General features: G+C 68.2%; 14 protein-coding genes, 1 tRNA gene and 5 pseudogenes. 9 read left to right on the forward strand and 11 right to left on the reverse strand.

The features are described 5' to 3' along the window. Positions 1-629: 629 nt before the first annotated feature. On the forward strand, positions 630-1,100 hold the full coding sequence (locus MOV08_RS06805; RefSeq protein ID WP_275306699.1) for a plastocyanin/azurin family copper-binding protein: 471 nt from the start codon (positions 630-632) through the stop codon (positions 1,098-1,100). Between the two features lie 659 nt (positions 1,101-1,759). On the opposite strand, the gene MOV08_RS06815 is transcribed toward MOV08_RS06805, so the two are convergent. From MOV08_RS06815 to MOV08_RS06845, 7 genes are all read right to left on the reverse strand, one after another. Then, complete coding sequence (locus MOV08_RS06815) at positions 1,760-2,329, reverse strand: hypothetical protein (RefSeq protein WP_275306700.1); 570 nt, start codon at positions 2,327-2,329, stop codon at positions 1,760-1,762. A 298-nt stretch (positions 2,330-2,627) separates the two neighbouring features. Next, positions 2,628-3,224 carry a transposase gene (locus MOV08_RS06820; RefSeq protein WP_275306701.1) on the reverse strand — a complete coding sequence of 199 codons (597 nt, stop codon included), beginning with the start codon at positions 3,222-3,224 and terminating at the stop codon, positions 2,628-2,630. A 125-nt stretch (positions 3,225-3,349) separates the two neighbouring features. Further along, positions 3,350-3,724, reverse strand: coding sequence for a GntR family transcriptional regulator (locus tag MOV08_RS06825; protein ID WP_275306702.1), 375 nt, complete (start codon positions 3,722-3,724; stop codon positions 3,350-3,352). After that, on the reverse strand, positions 3,721-4,482 hold the full coding sequence (locus MOV08_RS06830; protein WP_275306703.1) for a hypothetical protein: 762 nt from the start codon (positions 4,480-4,482) through the stop codon (positions 3,721-3,723). Before MOV08_RS06830 ends, MOV08_RS06825 begins: the two co-directional genes overlap by 4 nt. Positions 4,483-5,091: 609 nt before the next feature. Beyond that, positions 5,092-5,238 (reverse strand): hypothetical protein, encoded by a 147-nt coding sequence (locus tag MOV08_RS06835; protein ID WP_275306704.1) that lies wholly within the window; start codon positions 5,236-5,238, stop codon positions 5,092-5,094. A 1,050-nt stretch (positions 5,239-6,288) separates the two neighbouring features. Then, positions 6,289-6,359, reverse strand: a tRNA-Asp gene (locus tag MOV08_RS06840). 248 nt (positions 6,360-6,607) lie between these two features. Continuing rightward, positions 6,608-7,465 (reverse strand): LysR family transcriptional regulator, encoded by an 858-nt coding sequence (locus MOV08_RS06845; RefSeq protein WP_275306705.1) that lies wholly within the window; start codon positions 7,463-7,465, stop codon positions 6,608-6,610. A 94-nt stretch (positions 7,466-7,559) separates the two neighbouring features. Here MOV08_RS06845 and MOV08_RS06850 point away from each other — a divergent pair, with 94 nt between their 5' ends. After that, positions 7,560-7,814: a YciI family protein gene (locus MOV08_RS06850; RefSeq protein WP_039630363.1), complete on the forward strand. Its 255-nt coding sequence runs from the start codon at positions 7,560-7,562 to the stop codon at positions 7,812-7,814. Positions 7,815-8,254: 440 nt separating this feature from the next. On the opposite strand, the pseudogene MOV08_RS06855 reads toward MOV08_RS06850, so the two are convergent. Further along, positions 8,255-8,713, reverse strand: a pseudogene (locus tag MOV08_RS06855) (transposase); the annotation flags it as partial. 87 nt (positions 8,714-8,800) lie between these two features. Continuing rightward, positions 8,801-9,835: a hypothetical protein gene (locus MOV08_RS06860; RefSeq protein ID WP_275306706.1), complete on the reverse strand. Its 1,035-nt coding sequence runs from the start codon at positions 9,833-9,835 to the stop codon at positions 8,801-8,803. Positions 9,836-10,220: 385 nt separating this feature from the next. Between MOV08_RS06860 and MOV08_RS06865 the strand changes: the two are divergent. The 3 genes and pseudogenes from MOV08_RS06865 to MOV08_RS06875 all read left to right on the forward strand — a co-directional run. Further along, positions 10,221-10,694: pseudogene (locus MOV08_RS06865) on the forward strand (helix-turn-helix domain-containing protein); the annotation flags it as partial. Between the two features lie 297 nt (positions 10,695-10,991). Next, a pseudogene (locus MOV08_RS06870) lies at positions 10,992-11,824 on the forward strand (transposase). A 165-nt stretch (positions 11,825-11,989) separates the two neighbouring features. Further along, positions 11,990-13,057: a YncE family protein gene (locus MOV08_RS06875; RefSeq protein WP_275306707.1), complete on the forward strand. Its 1,068-nt coding sequence runs from the start codon at positions 11,990-11,992 to the stop codon at positions 13,055-13,057. Between the two features lie 287 nt (positions 13,058-13,344). Here the strand turns inward: MOV08_RS06875 and MOV08_RS06880 are convergent. Next, positions 13,345-13,614: pseudogene (locus MOV08_RS06880) on the reverse strand (GNAT family N-acetyltransferase); the annotation flags it as partial. A 390-nt stretch (positions 13,615-14,004) separates the two neighbouring features. Then, a complete protein-coding gene (locus MOV08_RS06885) occupies positions 14,005-14,451 on the reverse strand; it encodes an Lrp/AsnC family transcriptional regulator (protein WP_275306708.1) in 447 nt (148 codons plus the stop codon). Between the two features lie 93 nt (positions 14,452-14,544). On the opposite strand from MOV08_RS06885, the gene MOV08_RS06890 reads away from it, so the two are divergent. From MOV08_RS06890 to MOV08_RS06905, 4 genes and pseudogenes are all read left to right on the forward strand, one after another. Further along, on the forward strand, positions 14,545-15,363 hold the full coding sequence (locus tag MOV08_RS06890) for an LLM class flavin-dependent oxidoreductase (RefSeq protein WP_275306709.1): 819 nt from the start codon (positions 14,545-14,547) through the stop codon (positions 15,361-15,363). Beyond that, positions 15,360-15,797, forward strand: a complete 438-nt coding sequence (locus MOV08_RS06895; protein ID WP_275306710.1) for a nucleoside deaminase — start codon at positions 15,360-15,362, stop codon at positions 15,795-15,797. The genes MOV08_RS06890 and MOV08_RS06895 overlap by 4 nt, the downstream gene beginning before the upstream one ends. Before the next feature lie 98 nt (positions 15,798-15,895). Continuing rightward, complete coding sequence (locus MOV08_RS06900) at positions 15,896-16,417, forward strand: hypothetical protein (RefSeq protein ID WP_275306711.1); 522 nt, start codon at positions 15,896-15,898, stop codon at positions 16,415-16,417. Positions 16,418-16,498: 81 nt separating this feature from the next. Beyond that, a pseudogene (locus tag MOV08_RS06905) lies at positions 16,499-16,900 on the forward strand (transposase); the annotation flags it as partial.

The raw sequence follows: 16,900 nt of genomic DNA on the forward strand, positions 1-16,900 counted from the left end.
AGTGGGGCGGGTGACCGAAGCGGCCGGTGTATGTACCTTCCCGGCGCCGTACCAGGTGAAGAAGGCGCCGATGAATACCACTTCGGCGACCATGGACAGAATTCCGTACGGCGGGCCCCAGCCTTCCTCTTGGTAGGCCGACAGTCCAACGGCGCAGGACAGCGCGAAGCCGAGAATCATGCCGCTGCTGACCGCTACGCCCAGCAGCCGGGCCGGTGCGGCGGACCGGCGCCGGCGGTCAGGGCTGCTGCGCTGTACCCACTGCGGAGACTTTCCGGGGCCAGGAGCCGGGGCCGGGCGAGGAGTACAGGCGCACGGAATGCGGAAGCCGATTTCGCATCCGCTGTTCGCTCGCGTCTACCCGAAGATCAATGCCCACACAGATAGTCGTGGCGCCCGAGGCGACGCGGACGCAAGTGGCCAGGTCGGACAGCGTGATTGCGGTACCGCCGGAGGGCTGCGCGGGTGCGCCTTTTTGATGAGGCGTTTGTGGACCGTGTTGTCACGCCCGGTCGCGGCGTTGAGGCCCCAACAGCCGCTGTACGCCCCGGGAATGTGCAGAGTATCGTCGATTATGTCCGGATGTGCGACCTGCATCCTCGCGGGACGCGCATAGACCCGCACCAGAGTTGGATTGGGTCGACATCATGACACCTAGATCAGTTGCGGATTCCTCGAAGTGGACTCGCCGCCGTCGCGTCGCGATCGTTTTGGTGGCTGCCGCCACAGCCACAAGCCTCTCCACGGCGGGCGCGTGGGCCGGTGGCGGACACGGCCGGCATTTCGCTGAGCACGGGTATTTCAGAGGGGCGGCCACTGTCGCGATGGCGCCCGCCACTCCGGGCGCACCGGTGGCGGCCAACGATGTGGCGATCGCCGGCTTCGCGTTCTCGCCGTCCACCTTGACCGTCAGCAAGGGTACCGAGGTGACCTGGATCAATGAGGATAGGGCTCCGCACACGGTGACCGGCGCAGGCGGACTGAATTCTCCGGTGCTCAGGGGCGGCGATTCCTACAGCTTTACGTTCCACTCCGCCGGCACGTTCAGCTATGGCTGCGACATCCACCCGTTCATGCACGGCACGATCGTAGTGAAGTGACGTGACGTGAGACGTCGCAGCCGGCCTCCGGCGAACGGAGTGAGTTGGCTGCCGGTGACGATGTTGCCGGCAGTGTGAGATGTGGTTGCTACGGCTTCTCACCGCGGCTGGGCTCGCTGTCGACGCACTGCCAGCCGTTACCGCACGCCGAGCGGGCGGGCGTGAGCAGAAGGCGGCACGACAGTCACGGGGCGCCCATCGGGTTTTGGTCTGACTTGCCGGCAGACTCGTGACGAGGGAAGTGCTCGTGAACTCTTTGGCGAGGGCGTCCATGACGGGTTCGTCGCAGACCTGCCCGAGCCAGTAGCCGGCTTCCCGGAGGGTCCCGGCCGCGCGGAAACCGGCCTTCTCGTAGTACGGATTCCTGCCTTGTTCGTGGCGAGGACCTTGAGCCAGACCATGCGCAGGTTGGTGACGTGGAAGGCGTAGTCGAGCGTGACGTGGGTTGCCTGGGCGCCCAGACCGCGTCCGCGGGCCTCGGGCGAGCATGATGACGTATTCGGCTGTGCGGACGACGTGGACGGGTAGGAGGGCGGCGACGCCGACGGGTACGGATTCGCCGGAGGTGTGGGCGCAGATGGCGAAGCGGATGTTCTCGCCGCGGAGTTGGTGAGCCATGCCTTCGGTGCGTGCTTCCAGGGACTCGGGTGCCTGCCGACTCACCGCATCCCTGCCATGCCGCCGGTACCCATGCTCACACCGGCCGCACCGGAACCGGCGCTGACGCCGCCGGCGCCCAGGCTGGCACCGGCCGCACCGGAGCCGGCGGTGCTGCCGCTGGGCGACCCGCTGACGTACCCGGGGGTGATGCTGCCGAGCGAGGACGGGGAGGTGAGGTTCATCGGGGTCCGCGGCTCGTTGATCGAGATGCGGGTCGGGTCGGTGCTGAACGGGACCTTCGCAGGGGTGAGCGGGACTGTCCCGCGGGCCGGTGCGTTGATCGCGAACACCTTGTGCGTTGTGCGGAATGCGCGCTTGAAGAAGACTTTTTTGGCGAAGAAGATGTAATCGTTGTGCCTCCGGAAGTCGCAACGCAGGAACTCCTTGATGATGATGACCTTGCGATCCTTCTTGACGACGACGACCTTGACGACGTTGAAGTCCCTGCAGTGGCGCGATTCCTTCACGATGATCACGACGACCTTCTGGTGCGGGTGACCGTAAGACGTGGTCGCGCCGGCAGGACCGGCAAGGGCGACGCCGGCGGTGCTGGCGATGGCGGTGGCCATCAGGGTGGCGGCACCGCGCCGAAGTACTGGCGCGTTCATTGGTGGCCTCCTGGAATGCGCCATAGGCTGCAACCTCTGCACACCCTTACGTACGGTCCGCAACGGCCAAGGGATTGCCTGGCGCCCATGGAAGGCCACGCCCCCCTTTTCGCTCGGTGTCACCGCCCCATCCACAGACCGCCCCGCCCACGCACCGAGCGCCTGGGAACGGCCCTGGATCACCGCCCCCGCCCTCCGCGGTGGCTATCGAACGTGCACGGGCGGAGTGGAGCGGGTGACCGAAGCTGACGGAATGCGATCAGGGAGATCCACCACCAAAAGAAACGACTTCTTTGGCGTTTAACGCGGGCGGGCTTGGTGTTCCCTGATCGACTCGGCGCGTGTGACTGCCTTGCCGACGTCGTGGCCCCAGGCGCACGGCGTCCAGCAACGCAACCCAGGAGGTCCGGCCGGTCTCCAGGGCGGCGGCGAAGGAGTACGGCCAGCCCGGCACGAGCTGATCCGTCTTGCGGTCGCCGCGCCCGTAGACGTGGCAGAACAGCCTGTCGTCGCTGGTCGGGGCATCCGGGCGGAGCCAATTGCTGACATCGGCGGCCAGCACGATCCGGCCGTCGGTCGCCCTCGGCAGCGGTAGGCCGACCAGCGTGCGGCGCCACCGCGTCGGTTCCAGCCAGCCCCGGTCCGACGCGGCATACAGGGCCCTGTGCCCCCGTCGGTGCTCGACCGCCAGGCAGAGCTCGACCAGGGTCTTCACCGGCCCGTCCGCGCACAAAATCGCGTCGGTGAGGTCGAAGAGCGCATCAGCACGGCCGTACAGACAGTCGTAGAACTCGACCCGAAAGCGGGACAGCGCGCTCAATGCCTCGCCTGCGGGCGCGTCGACGGGGAGACTCATAGGCAGCGGCCGTTCTTTCGTGCTTCGTTACTCGACATCTCGAAGCGTGAAGAACGGCCGCGTCACGTACCCCGGTTCCCGGGGATCTCAGCAGGTCGAGTGACCTGCGACCTTAAACGCCAAGATCAGCCCAGGGCCTTGCGGATGACGGTCAGGATGGTTTCGGTGTCGGCGCCGAGAACGCGGGCGGTAGAGATGAAGTTCAGTGCCAGCGTGGCGAGTTGGTCAGCGTCGGGGTGTTTGGGTTCGGAGGGTGGCGCCGCGACCCGGGTACCTGCGCCGCGGCGGGTGCGGATCAACTCGGCGGCCTCCAGTTCGCGGTAGGCGCGGGCCACCGTGCCCGATGCCAGTCCCAGGTCGGCGGCCAGCTGACGCACGGTCGGCAGACGTTCGTCCTCAGCCAGCCGACCCGTGATGATCAGGGCGGCGAGTTGGGCGCGGATCTGTTCGTACGGCGGTACCGGGCTGGTGGTATCGACGCGGATGGCGGGGTCAGTCATCGCTGGGCCGCACGGGGTGCCACCATCGTGAACAGGCACCCTGCCAGAGCGGCCAGGCTCAGCAGGCCCAGGGGGTAGATCACCACGGCGGCAATGGTACCGAGCGCGCCAGCACAGGACGTGTGGGTCAGCACGGTGGCGATCATCAAAACGACGAGGAGCAGCTGTGGCACGACCAGCAGCCCCCAGGCCGCGGTGATCGCCCGCGAGCGGGCGCGGCGTTGCTGATCGCTGCACGGGCGGTAGGCGATACGGCGCAGGGCCCAGGAGCAGGCGGCAGTTCCGAGGGTGAGTGAGGCGAGGATCGGCGTGCCGTAGAAGATGCCGGGCCAGGGGCCGATGGGTTTGGTCACGCCGTTGCAGGTGACGGTGAGCGCCCGGCCCACCCGGCCTATGGCATCGGGGGAGGCAGTGGCGAGCCCGATCACCAGCAGCACGACCAGGGATACCGCCAGAAGGAGAAGCACGGGGGTCATCCGGGGCGGGACGTGGTCTCTGACCCGGCGCGGGGCGAGGCCGGCGGTGCGCACCGCTTCTTGAGGGCGGGGCGTGAGGGCGTCACCGAGCAGGACACCACCGACCGCGCACAGGCCGAAGCCTGTGATAGCGAGCACGATGGGCATGCCGTAATCGTCGCCGAAATAGCTGGTTGGCATGGTGGCCAGCAGCGGCGCGGCCACGACTCCCGCAGCCAGACCGGACCAGCGAGCGTAGCGATCGACGCGGCGGCGGGACGCAGGCGGAGCGGTATCGAGCATGTGGGGACCTCAGCGAGCGGTGTGAGTTGCGCGGCACGCGCCCGGCAGCGGGCAGCACTTGGCGCAAACCAGGCTTGTATCAAGTGGCGAGTACAAGATGCCGCGATCGCGATATTGTGTCAACCACTCGATACAAGTTCGAGGCGAGTGGCCAGGCTCAGGACTTTCACGGTCCACCCCTGAAGAACCGGATACGGCGAAGTTGACAGCAAACCCTGACGGCGACGAGGGCACACAGAGGCCGACGGTCGCGCTTCTCCGGACCCGCACGCGTTCAGCCGCATGATCACTCTGGCTGTCCAGTGCAGCCTCGCGCCGCAAACCGACCGCCTCGCGAGAGGGCGAACGTTGCCCAATGCGGCACTGCCGTAACGCCTCGACGGCTGGGCGCCCTACCGGCCGTCGCGAGCGCCGCCAACTCCGCAACGATCGGCGCGATGCGCCGTTCCCTGCGAGCGAGAGGGAGCCCATGCCCACCGGCGCGCCTGAAGGGGTGAGGTCCACCGACACAAACCGGTAGCGCTCCAGGATTCGTACGGGACTCTGGCTTCGATGCCTCAACAGAGACTGATCGTGGTCAACTTGTAAGATCGCCGAGATTCCTGGCAGTTAGAGCAGTTTCTGCTGCTCCAACCAGTTGAGCACTTCCGTCTTCTTAAACTGGATCTTCGCGTTGCGCCCCCGACCCGGCTTGTATCCCTTGAGGCCCAGCTTCGGCGCATCTCGATAGACCCATGCCAATGACACGTTCGGCATCTCAGTAGTCTCTCGTACGTCCATAAGGATCGCTTCCGCGGAGGCCCCTCTTCCAGTTCGTCGCGTTCATGTCGGCAGGCACGCAAAGCGCACTGCGTCCGCCACGGCTCCACTGCCAAGCCGGCCGAGTGCGAACACCGTCAATGCTCCGGGCGATCCCCGGTTTCGCTGACCGGTGGTCGTCGGCTATGTTGCGCCCGCACGACGAGCTCTTCCGCTTCACTCCCCGGATTCCGTCTCGGCCAGGTGGCCAGACGCCAGGACCGAAGGGCGAGTGTCGTACCTCCCGCAACGAGCGCCAGTAGCCCGTCGTCGGCCGGACGGTCCAGGTCGCGGGCCGCGACGCGCTCAGACACGCCAACCCCGCGGGCGACGTATCGAGTTGCGGCTCCGGAATGCGCCGCACCCCATTCGAGAATCTCGCGGTCACGGCCATAGTCACGTCGAAGCACGTCCTCGGCCACACCGGCAGACACCTGCATCGGTGCCAAATCCACTACCGCCCAGGACATGCCGCCCCAGAAACCGAGTACAACGGGGACAACTTCGGCGAAGACAAGCCGCGCAGCGAAGAGACCAGCAGTTCGCCCGCGCCCCAGGCGAGCTCCGACAGCAACGCACTGGAAGCCATCCCGCTTCGACACGGACAGGCGACGGACCGACCAGTCCGCCGGGAAGCGGGAGCATCGGTTACTGCCATGCCAGACCACGCAACCTCCTCGAATCAATCAGGCAACTCCCCTGATGGCGGCAAGTACGCTGGGCATATGACCGTCTACGGATACGCGATGGCTGCCTCCGTCGAGAGTGACGATCAGGCTGCCGAGTTGATCGCATCAGGTTGCACCCACGTCTTCTCTGACGCTCATGTCTCCACAGAGCCGCCAGGCTCTGGATGGTTAGAGCTGGTGGACAGGGTCCAACGCAACGACACAGTGCGGATCGTGAACTGGGGACGCCTCACTCGTAGCACCGAGACAGCTCGGTTCATCCGGACGTCCCTGGCGAACCTAGGTGTCCACGTGGAGACCCTGAACGGATGAGTGCAAGCGACCCCGGCCGGAATCGAACCGACGCCCTCCCGATCGACGATCAGGCGCTCTCCCCCTGAACTGCGGGGCAGGGGCTCAACTCCCCCGCACCATCCCGGAAGACGCCGGGGCGGGAGGACTCCTCACCGTTCCAGCGAAGTCCGCACGGGCGCTGTTCTCAGCCTGGACTTCGGCGGGCTGAGCGCGAGGAGTATCGGGCAGGGTCTGCGGGGTGCCTGAATATCTTGTTCCTGATGATCTGTGGGAGCGGATAGTCCCGCTGCTTCCGGCCCGTCCGCCGCGGCGGCGCCGCTTCCCTGGCCTCCTCGCGGAGGACGCTAGCCGATCAGCTTCGCCCAGGGGCCGTCGCGAAGGGCTGTGAGGGCGAGCCTCTCGCGTGGCGCGCGGGGGCCGACGGGGCGCCAGGCCAGGCCGGGATCGTCGGCGACAGCGTGCCGCGGCCGGAGTGCTACCAGGTCGCTCCGGCCGCTGAGCGTGTGCCGGAACAGGGTGTGGCTACTGTGGTCGACGCTGACCAGTACGGGACTCCAGCCGTGCTCGGCCAGTTGGGCAAGCACCTGTGAGGCGTATCCCGGCGCCCGGCCCGCAGGGAACCACAACAACTGCTGGTCGGCCAGGTCGTCCCAGGTCAGCGCGGTGCGTGCAGCGAGCCGGTGGGCACTGCCCACGACCACGCCGAGCGGTTCGTCGCTGATGACGCGTACCGTCAATGCGGTGCGGTCGACGGGTAGCCGCAACAGGCCGAAGGCGAGATCGCCTCGTCTCAGCAGCCCCACCTGGTCCTGCGAGCTGACCCGCTCAAGGGAGAGGTGCAGTGGGCCGTGCTCATGGAGCGCGGCTTCCGCCGAGCGCAGCACCGTCTCCGGCACACCCGAGCAGACACCCACAAGGGCCTGGCGGGGCAGGCCCCGCGCGGCCGCGACGGCCGACGTCAACTCAGCGAAGGCCCGCTGAACGCCCTCGAGCAGAACGCGGCCGCTGTCGGTCAGCTCCATCCCCTGCGGCCTGCGGTGGAACAGCGGGGTGCCGACCCGCCGCTCCAGCGCACGGATCTGCTGGCTCAGGCTGGGCTGGGCGATGTGCAGTTGCTCGGCTGCCGCGGTGACCGTACCCGCCTCGGCCACCTCCGCGAAGTAGCTCAGCTGCCGGATACCGATCCCGGTCAGCTCATCCATCCACGCCTCCGATCTCCTGCTATAGGTTTCAGCCTATGCGCTCCGAGCAAAGGAGTCTTGGCGCGCGGGCACGGGTGTGCGCTTCGCTGGGCACATGTACCTGATCATGCTGACCTACCAGGCCCCCCTGTCCGTCATCGACGACCTCAAGGACGCCCACTACAACAACCCGCAGGGGGTGTTCGCCCGTGACATGGTGCGCATGGCCGGGCGCCTGGAACCCCGCACCGGCGGCCTGATCGTCGCCGAGGGCGACCGTGCCGACATCGAGGCCGCAGTCGCGTCCGACCCCTTCATCACCAAGGGCGCCGCCACAGCCCAGATCATCGAATTCCACCGCACCCGGTGACGCGTAAGGAGGACGAGTACGGCCGCGGCTGTGCGGGCAACCGTTGGACGGCGACGGCGCAAACGCCAGTGGCCTGCTCCCGAGCGGATCGACGCTCAGCCTGCCGGTGGCGTCGGGCTGCGAGGGTGAACGGACCCGATGCCCGTCGGGGCCAGCTATCAATCCTCGCCGGGGCCAACAACAAGTCCTCGCAAGCTGCTGACCACCGGCTACCGAACGCCGCGGGGCCGCCTATCGGTCTTCGTCACTGCTGTGGCAGGGCTGCTGGTCGCGGGGTGGCTACTGCTTCCCGGTGACGCTGCCGGCGTCGACTTCGCTGAGGACGTCGAGCTTGACGAGGCGTTTCAGCTTTGCACGGGTGCCCTCGATGTTCTTCGGCAGCAGTTCGTGGTCGAGGGCATCGCAGACGTCACGGGCCCGGAGGGGGCCGGTGGCCTCGTTACGGCGATGACCAGGCCCAGCACGTCCACGGCCAGTCCTCGCTTGCGGCCCGGCAGCCGTTTCGCCGGGTCCCGGCCAGTCGTGGAGGCGGGGACCCCGGCCGCCGCGTGGACACTCTGGGTGTCCGGCACCACCAGGGTCGGGTCCTCTCACCGGTGGGCCTTCTCACGGGCCTGGCAGCGCAGGAGTTCATGAATGACCTGGTCAGTCCCATCGTCTCGCCACGCGGCGAAGTAGTAGTACGTCGCGCTCTTCGGCGGCAGGTCGTTGGGAAGGTAGGCCCACTGGCAGCCGGGCCGGCCCTGGTAGAGGATCGCGTTCACGATCTCCCGCATCGCGTAGGCGCCCTGATGGCCGCTGACCGAGCGGTGCCGGTCCTTCCACGCCGTAATCGCCGGCTCGATCAACGGCCACTGCTCGCCCGTCAAGTCGCCGGGGTACGGCTTGCGTTCACTCACCGCGCCACCACAGCAGACCACTGCACGTGGACCAGTGGACTCCGCCCGCACCCACATCATCAGGCGACGAAAGAACCACTCAAAGGCTCACGAACCGCCCTCGGAAACATCAGTAGGGCCGTCCTCACCCTGGACAGGCAACGCTGACGTTGCTGATTGGTATGCCTTGGCCATGGCGCGGAAGGAGCGCTTGGGGGCGAGGCTGCCGTCGGGCATCAGCTTGCATACCCCGTAGGAGGCCATGTCGAGGTCGAAGCGCGGGTCGGCGTGGTGCGGGTACTCGTAGCCGGCGAAGGTGAACCAGAAGGCGGTGTCCACGCCTTCCTCGTCGAAGACGGCGAGCATCTCGCGCAGGTAGTGAGCCTGTTCTTCCTCGTCGCGGACGTAATCGCCGTTGATGCGGGGCGGATCGGCGTCGTGATCGACGACATCTACCCAGCCCATGCCGCCGCGCTCGGCAGCGCCCCGGTAGGTGCAGCAGCCGAATTCGGTCGCCGCGAGCGGCTTGCCATGCCGGAAATACTCGCGCAAGCCCTGACGGAAGGCGTCACCGGAATCGCCGTAGGCGTCCGCACTGACGATGTCGAAAGGCGCCCAATCGACCTGTTCCCACGTTCCGGAGGCGTAGGTGATCTTTCCGCGGAACCGTGAACGCACCGTCTCTGCGATGTTGGCCAGCAAGGAGTTCAGCCGGGCAGGAACCTCCGCGAGCCCGGCCAATGCCTCGGGCGCGCCGCTGGCCAGGGCTTCGATTCTGGCGAGGCTGTCGTCTCCGGGGAGAATGTCGGCGGCAAACAGGCTCAGTTCGCAGCCGGTGACGAAGACGTCCGCTCCCACCTCCTGGGCGCGGTCGGCACAGGTGGCGAAGTAGGGCAGCAGCTCTTCGGCGGACAGTTCGCAAGGGAAGGGGGAGAACCAGACCTCAAGCCCGGCATCGGCGGCGTGCCGGGCCGCAAGGGCCAGTCGCTCAGGGTCGCCGCCGGTGATCCGCACGGCATCGCAGTGCAGGTCGTCTGCGATGACGCGGATCTCGCGTCGCACCGCATCGGCGTCGAAGACCGGCCGCGAACTCTTTCCGCCCGGAGTGAAGCCGGTGTCGTAGGTGATGCCTTTGGCTCGCATGGGATGCTCCTGACAATCGATCGATATCTGTTGCTGCGTCTCACCGGGCGTCGATGGGAATCGGTTCGGCGGACGGATCGCAGGGACGACTCGGGGTGCTTCTGGAGATCAGCTCGACGGCGACCTTGGCCGCGCTGCCACCCCACTTCTCCCTGGGAGACCACCTGACACCCGTATTCGGCGATCGGAGCCGAACGTTAGGCACGCGTCGAAATGCCAGTCAACGGCCATCTCCTCGGGACCCCGCTATTTGCGCTGGTCAGCTACGCGACTGTCGATTGCAATGACAGTGATGGTCAATGCACGGCGCAGGAGAGGGTGTTGCAACGATCGGCGGTCAGTGCACACTGGGTGCCGAGACGACCGAATCAGAGGAACCGACCCGATGCCAGGACGCAGGCTGACCAAAGCCGACCGGCAACAGATCGCCGTGGGGTTGGCACAGCGCCTGAGCTACGCCGACATCGCCAGACGCCTGAACCGCCCCGCCTCGACGGTGAGCCGCGAGGTCGCGCGCAACGGCGGACCTGCCCGGTACCGCGCGGAACTGGCACAGCTCGCGACCACCCACCGAGCCCAGCGTCGGCCGCAGCCCCTCGCCCCGGTGCAGCGAACCATCGAGCATCTCGGCCCCGACCCCGACGCAACGGCCGCGTTCGTCACCGACCTCACCACAGCACTTGTCGAAACCGGCCTCCCCCGCACCGCCGCCCGCGTGATGGCCTGCCTGTTCGCCTCCGAGACCGGCAGTCGCACCGCCATCGAGATGGCGCAACACCTGCAAGTCAGCGCGGCGACCATCTCGCAGGCGGTCCGCCTGCTGGAACAGCAGGATCTGATCCGCCGCGGCCGCGATGACGGCGGCCGCCGCTACCGGTATTTCCTCGACGGCAAGGCGGGCCTGCGGACCGTTGCGGCCAGCGTCGCCGCCAACCAGCGGTTCGCCGCCACCGCGCTGCGCGGCGCCGAGCTCTTCGGAGCCGAGACCGCTGCCGGAGCCCGGCTCGCCCTGGCAGGCCGATTCCTCGAACGCCTCGGCGATGACCTCATCCGCTCCGCTGAAAAGCATTGGCGTGACATGGTTGGTGACCCCGCGCAGTCGGTCGCACGCCGACCGCACAACTCAACGCGCAGTCACGGATGGGATGGTCTTGGCGTGACTGGTGTGATCACGGCGTCAGAGGTGTGCGGACAGCCCCGTTCACCGGGCTGAGCCCCCACTCCTTCGGCAGGTTGGTGACGATGCCGCGGCGTGACGGTGCGGATGCGGTCCGCCGGGGCCGGCCGTGGAGCCTGCTGCTGGAAGACCGGGGGCTGCTGGTCACAGCGTACTGGCGCACCAACTTGACGCTGCGCCAGCTCGCTCCGCCATTCGGCACCTCGAAGTCCGCAGCCGATCGCATCATCAACCACCTCGGCCCGCTGCTCGCGCTCCAACCGCACAAGCGGTTCCGCAAGGACGCGGTGCTCATCATGGATGTAGCCCTGGTGCCCACCCGCGACCACGCGGTGGCCGAGCAGCCGAAGCACACCGCTACTCCACCGACCAGCAGGTCGTCATCGACGCCGATACCCGTCTCGTCGTGGTGGTCGGCCGGCCTCTCCCCGGCAACCGCAATGACCGCGAGGCATGGGCACTGTCTGGCGCGAAGGATGCCGTCGGGAACACCACGGTGATTGCCGACAGTGGCTACCGGGGCACCGGCCTGGTCATCCCGCACCGCCGCGAGAAAGGCCAAGTCGAACTCCCGGCCTGGAAAAGGAGCACCATGCTCCCACCGCAAGGTCCGCGCCCGTGCCGAACACGCGTTTGCCCGCATGAAGAGCTGGAGAATCCTCCGCGGTTGCCGCTTGAAGGGCAACGGCGTGCACCACGCCATGAACGGCATCGCCCGACTGCACAACCTGGCCCTCGACGGACAGGCGAACGGCCACGCGACCGGTTGGCGTTCGCGCCCGCCAGAAGATCATTGCGGGACAAGCCTTTAGGCTACCGAGTCCGTTCGCGGACGGGAGAGCATATGCCGCTGGATTTCGCCCGGGGCTCACTCCCCAGGGGGCACGGATAAGTCTGACCGGCTCAGTGGGACTGCGCGGGATCGTGCGATGGCTGGTGTCGTGGTGCGCAGTGATCACTACTGCCCCAGGAGAACCATGCACCGTCGTACCCCGGGCGCGCTGCCCGGCAAGGGACCCGCCCGGCATCGTCCGAGTACCCCGCCAACGTCCCGGCGCCTCCGTCTCCGCCTGGGCACGACCTGCGCCATGGCCCTGTGCGGCGTACTGGTCGGGGCCGGCGTGCCACCGCGCACCGACACCGGCCGGGCGGCCGGATATCCGGTCCGCGTCAGCGCCTACGTGGCCAACAGCGGGTCGGAGAACGTCTCGGCCTATGACACCCGACTGGAACGCAAGTTCGGTGCCGTCCGGGTCGGCTACGGCCCGACCGGGGTGGGGGCGGCTCCGGACGGCGAGGCGGTCTACGTCGCCAACGGCCGGTCCGACACCGTCTCCTTCATCAACACCGGCCCCCGGCTGGTCACGGCCACCGTACGGGTGGGGCACCGGCCCTTCGCGGCGATGCCGACCCGGGACGGCCGCAAGGTGCTGGTGGCCAACTTCGGGTCGGACACGGTCTCGGTCATCAGCGTCCCGGACCGTCGCGTGATCGCCACCGTGCCGGTGGGGCCGCTGCCGCACAGCATCACCACGATCCCGGACGGACGCGCCTACGTGACCGACAACGGGGGCGGCGCGGTGACCGTCCTCGACCCCAGCTCCCACCCCGTCCGGCGGATCCCGGTCGGGGACTTCCCCAGCGGCATCAGCTCACCGCCCTCCGGCCGCCTCGTCTACGTCTCCAACACCGGTTCCGGCACGATCTCCGTCATCGACACCCGCACCGACACCGTGGTGAGCCGGCTACCCGGCGGACGGGCACCACTCGGCAACGCGGTCAGCCCCGACGGCAGACTCCTCTACGTCGCCGACTCCGCCCAGGACTGCTTACTGATCATCGACATCTCCGCCCACCGCGTCATCGACCACATCCACGTCGGCGTCCAGCCGCAGGGGGTCGCCGTGACCCCGGACGGCCGACGGGTGTGGGTCACCAACGAACAGTCCGACACCGCGTCGGTCATCGACCCCCACGCCCGGCGGGTCCGTGCCACCCTGCCGACCGGACACGAGCCCGAAGGCGTCGCCATCACACCACGCTGAGCTAGCGCCCCCGGGCTGCCGGGAACGAATTTTCTCCGAGATCCCGCGATGTTGCTCGCAAGCGTGACGGTGACGCGAGCACCGAGGCGGGCTCTACGTGTTGCCACGACCGCGCTGCAGCTTCCACCGCTGCTGGTCTTCGGCCTGTGGGGCGTGCTCGCCGACCGCTACCCCAACCGCCGGGCCCTCATAGCCAGCCAGGCCGTGAGGGGTTCTGGTCGCGCTGATGCTCAGCCGAGGCATTGTCAAATCCTGTGGACTGGCCAGACAGCCCAATGGCCGGTCGATCAAGCAAGCGGCTTGCGGTAGCGGACGTACTCGTTCTGCCGCCGGAACCCCACACTCTCGTAAAGGTCGTAGGACCGGTGCGGATTTGCCGTGCCCGTGAACAGCCGGGCGGTCGTTGCACCCTGGTCGCGAAGGCTCCGAAGCCCGTCCAGCAGCAGGACCCGGCCGATTCCGAGGCGCCGCTGGTCCGTCCGGACACTCAGCTCTTCCACCTCGCCCACGGTGCGGTCGTGGCGGCGGATGGAGCAGAGGGCGACGCCGACCATGTCCTGCCCGTTCCGTGATAGCGGCCGTGCAGGCTGGGCAAGTTGTGACGCTTGCCTGGGCCCGTGCGGCCTGCTCCCGTCTTGGCCTCTCCAGGATCTCGCGCACACTTCGGTGATTTGCTCGAAGGACTCGCGTCGCGCCGGGAGTCTTCGTGGGATTCGGCGGTGCCTGAGTGCAACAGCCCGGCCGCCCCGCGCCACCATGCATGCAACCTGTATCCCCGCGAGATGCGGGATCGGACGACGGGACGTCACCAGCGCACGGAAGCCGGGTGCGCGGCGCGACCTGCAACGGGTCGATCCGGGCCTCCAGCACGCCGGGTTCCGCCGGCACCTGGGCGTTGGCCGCCGAGGCGGTCGGGGCGGGAACGCGGCGGTCGGGCAGCTGTTGTGTCAGGGGCGGTCGGGTCCGCGATAGGGCAGCGTCTGGCTGTACACGACGTTGGTGGTCGTGCTGCCGAAGCCAGCCAGCTCGTCCACGAGTGTCTCCAGATGCTCCATGGAGGTCGCGGCCACCTTCAGGGTGTAGCAGTCGTCGCCGGTGGTGCGCAGGCACTCCAGGATCTCCCGCCGGTCGGCGAGCAGCCGGCGCAACGGCTGGTGCCGGTTGCCCGGGTACTTCAACCGGACGACGGCCAGCACGGGGTAGCCAACCTTGGCCAGGTCCACCACAGCGTGGTAGCCGGTGATGACACCCAGCGACTCCAGATTCCGCACCCGTTCCGTGGTGGCCGACGAGCTGAGCTTCACACGCCGCCCCAACTCGCTGAGGGAGAGGCGAGCCTCCCGTTGCAGCTGCCCGATGATCGCCCAGTCAACGTCGTCAAGATTCACGGCCATGTCGCGACTCTACCGGCAGATCCACGGCAGGATGCCGCTGTTGCCGGGAGGATTCGGTTCCGCCCGCCGTGATCACCGGGATAGCCTCGACTCATGCAACTTGGCGTCAACGTACCGAACTTCGGGCCCGGAACCGATCCCGGCATCCTGCGCGAGTGGGCGCGGATCACGGAGGGGCTCGGCTTCGACCTCCTCATGGTGTCGGACCACGTGGCCGTCACCCCGGACGTGGCCAAGCGGTACCCGGAGACGTTCTACGAGCCGTTCACCACGCTGTCCTGGCTGGCCGGCCTCACCACGAGGCTGCGGCTGGGCACGACGGTGCTCGTACTGCCCTACCGGCATCCGCTGCTGGTGGCCCGGATGGCTGCCAACCTCAACCAACTCAGCGGCGGCCGGTTCGTCCTCGGGGTGGGCGTCGGCTGGGCGCGTGAGGAGTTCGACGCGCTCGGCGTGCCGTTCACCGCGCGCGGCAGACTGACCGACGAGTACCTGGGTGCCCTGCGGGAGGCCTGGCACACGGAGATCGGGGACGGTGCCTGCCCGATACCCGTCTGGGTCGGCGGCCACAGCGAGGCGGCGATCCGACGCACGGTCAGGTTCGGCGACGCCTGGCACCCGCTGCGGCTCTCCCTCCCTCAGATGCGCTCGGTCCTGACGAACCACTCACTGCCGGCGTTCGCGCCCCGGATCGCGCTGCGGATGACCGATACTCCGGTCGACGCCCCCGAGCGGCCCGCCGGTGTCGGCAGCGTCGAGCAGATCCTCGACGATCTCGGCCAGCTCCGGCTGCTCGGCGCGGACACTGTCGTACTCGACCCCTACCACGGAGATCCGGAGGAGACCCGTCGGCCCGAAGCGGCCTGGCGGGCGCTCACCGCCGTCGCCACACACCGGAGGACCCCATCGTGATCACCACCGCCGACGAGACCCTCCTGCGGCACGCCATCGGCATCGCAGCCCGCGCGGTCACCCTGGGCGACGCACCGTACGGCTCCCTACTGGCCGGCCCGGACGGCGCGATTCTCGCCGAAGCCCACAACACGGTGCGGCGCGACAACGACATCACCGCCCACCCGGAACTGAAACTCGCCCGCTGGGCGGCCCGCGAACTCGACCCGGAGGCGGCCACACGCACGACCCTGTACACCAGCTGCGAGCCCTGCACCATGTGCGCCGGCGGCATCGTCCGCTCCGGGCTCGGGCGGGTCGTATACGCGCTCTCCACCGAGCAACTCGTCGAACTCAACCCGCAGTCGGGTGAATGGCCGACGGTGGCGCAGGACGGCCCCGCCCTGTTCGATGAGGCGCGCGCCCCCATCGACGTCTACTACCGGCCGTACTGACATTCCCGCCCCGCATCGAAGTTCGCCGGTTACCGGGAGCTGTGCCGGATGCGGTTGCGCGATGACGACCCGGCACTCGCCTACCAGGAGCCGTGCACATGACTGCCACCCGACTCGTCCCCGCCCTTCCGTCCCCGCCCCGCTGGGCCGTTCGGGCCGCCCACGCCGCCGCGCTGGTCACCCTGCCATCCGGGATTTGGCGTCTCCTGCTGGCAACCGGTTTCACCGCCGGGTACACCGAGGCCGGGTACGAGGCGATGGGCTTCACCGGCCGGGGTGCGCTGTACGTGGTCGGGCTCAGTATGGCCGGGGAGTTGCTGGCGCTGCTCACGCTCGGGCTGGTCCGGCCGTGGGGCGAGGTGCTGCCGCGGTGGATCCCCCTCGTCGGCGGGCGCCGGCCGAACCCACGCGCGGTCACCGTGGCGGCGGGCCTCGGCGCCGGGGCGCTGACCCTGGGCCTCACCCAATTCGCCCTCTGGTGGGCCTTCCCCCACCCGAACATGACCCCTCTCGGCAACACCATCGCCGGATTCCTCTACTTGCCCCTCGTCGCCTGGGGACCACTCCTCGCTGCGGTCACCATCGACTACCACCGTCGGCGTCGTGTCACAGGAGCCTGACCGGTCCGGCATGGCCGCTCGGGCCGCGGCCCGAGCGGCCACCCTGGCGTACGGCGCGCTGTGCACGTTCGCGGCCGCCATGTGTGGCAGCTGATTCACCCTGCGGCCGGGCTGCTTCACACGACGATCACCACCTCCGCCTCGAACAAGGCGGGGACGGCGGTCTCGTTCAAGAAGACGTGGGGCTTCGACCCGCTGGCGTGCTGGTGCGCGAACACGCAGGAGTCGCTATCGATGCTTCTTCGGCCTGGGAACGCCGGGTCCAACACGGTCGCCGACCGCATCGCCGTGCTGAGCGACGCGCTGCGGCAGATCCCCGGTTCCAGTGGGGCGAAGATCCTGGTCCGTGTCGACGGCGCGGGAACCACTCATGACCTGCTCGCACACCTGGAAGCGTTGAACACCGCCCGTCGCACCGTGCGCTACCTGGTCGGCTGGACGATCACCGAGAACGACGAGGCCGCGATCGGCAAGCTGCCGGAG

This window comes from Streptomyces yunnanensis, from assembly GCF_029011865.1.
Lineage (GTDB): Bacteria > Actinomycetota > Actinomycetes > Streptomycetales > Streptomycetaceae > Streptomyces > Streptomyces yunnanensis.

Bases quoted from the DNA above. Each gene is read 5' to 3' on its own strand.
- MOV08_RS06815 (WP_275306700.1), bottom strand. From the start codon at position 2,329: ATGGCCACCGCCATCGCCAGCACCGCCGGCGTCGCCCTTGCCGGTCCT.
- MOV08_RS06900 (WP_275306711.1), top strand. From the start codon at position 15,896: ATGACTGCCACCCGACTCGTCCCCGCCCTTCCGTCCCCGCCCCGCTGG.
- MOV08_RS06890 (WP_275306709.1), top strand. From the start codon at position 14,545: ATGCAACTTGGCGTCAACGTACCGAACTTCGGGCCCGGAACCGATCCC.
- MOV08_RS06860 (WP_275306706.1), bottom strand. From the start codon at position 9,835: ATGCGAGCCAAAGGCATCACCTACGACACCGGCTTCACTCCGGGCGGA.
- MOV08_RS06820 (WP_275306701.1), bottom strand. From the start codon at position 3,224: ATGAGTCTCCCCGTCGACGCGCCCGCAGGCGAGGCATTGAGCGCGCTG.
- MOV08_RS06825 (WP_275306702.1), bottom strand. From the start codon at position 3,724: ATGACTGACCCCGCCATCCGCGTCGATACCACCAGCCCGGTACCGCCG.
- MOV08_RS06835 (WP_275306704.1), bottom strand. From the start codon at position 5,238: ATGCCGAACGTGTCATTGGCATGGGTCTATCGAGATGCGCCGAAGCTG.
- MOV08_RS06885 (WP_275306708.1), bottom strand. From the start codon at position 14,451: ATGGCCGTGAATCTTGACGACGTTGACTGGGCGATCATCGGGCAGCTG.
- MOV08_RS06845 (WP_275306705.1), bottom strand. From the start codon at position 7,465: ATGGATGAGCTGACCGGGATCGGTATCCGGCAGCTGAGCTACTTCGCG.
- MOV08_RS06850 (WP_039630363.1), top strand. From the start codon at position 7,560: ATGTACCTGATCATGCTGACCTACCAGGCCCCCCTGTCCGTCATCGAC.
- MOV08_RS06830 (WP_275306703.1), bottom strand. From the start codon at position 4,482: ATGCTCGATACCGCTCCGCCTGCGTCCCGCCGCCGCGTCGATCGCTAC.
- MOV08_RS06875 (WP_275306707.1), top strand. From the start codon at position 11,990: ATGCACCGTCGTACCCCGGGCGCGCTGCCCGGCAAGGGACCCGCCCGG.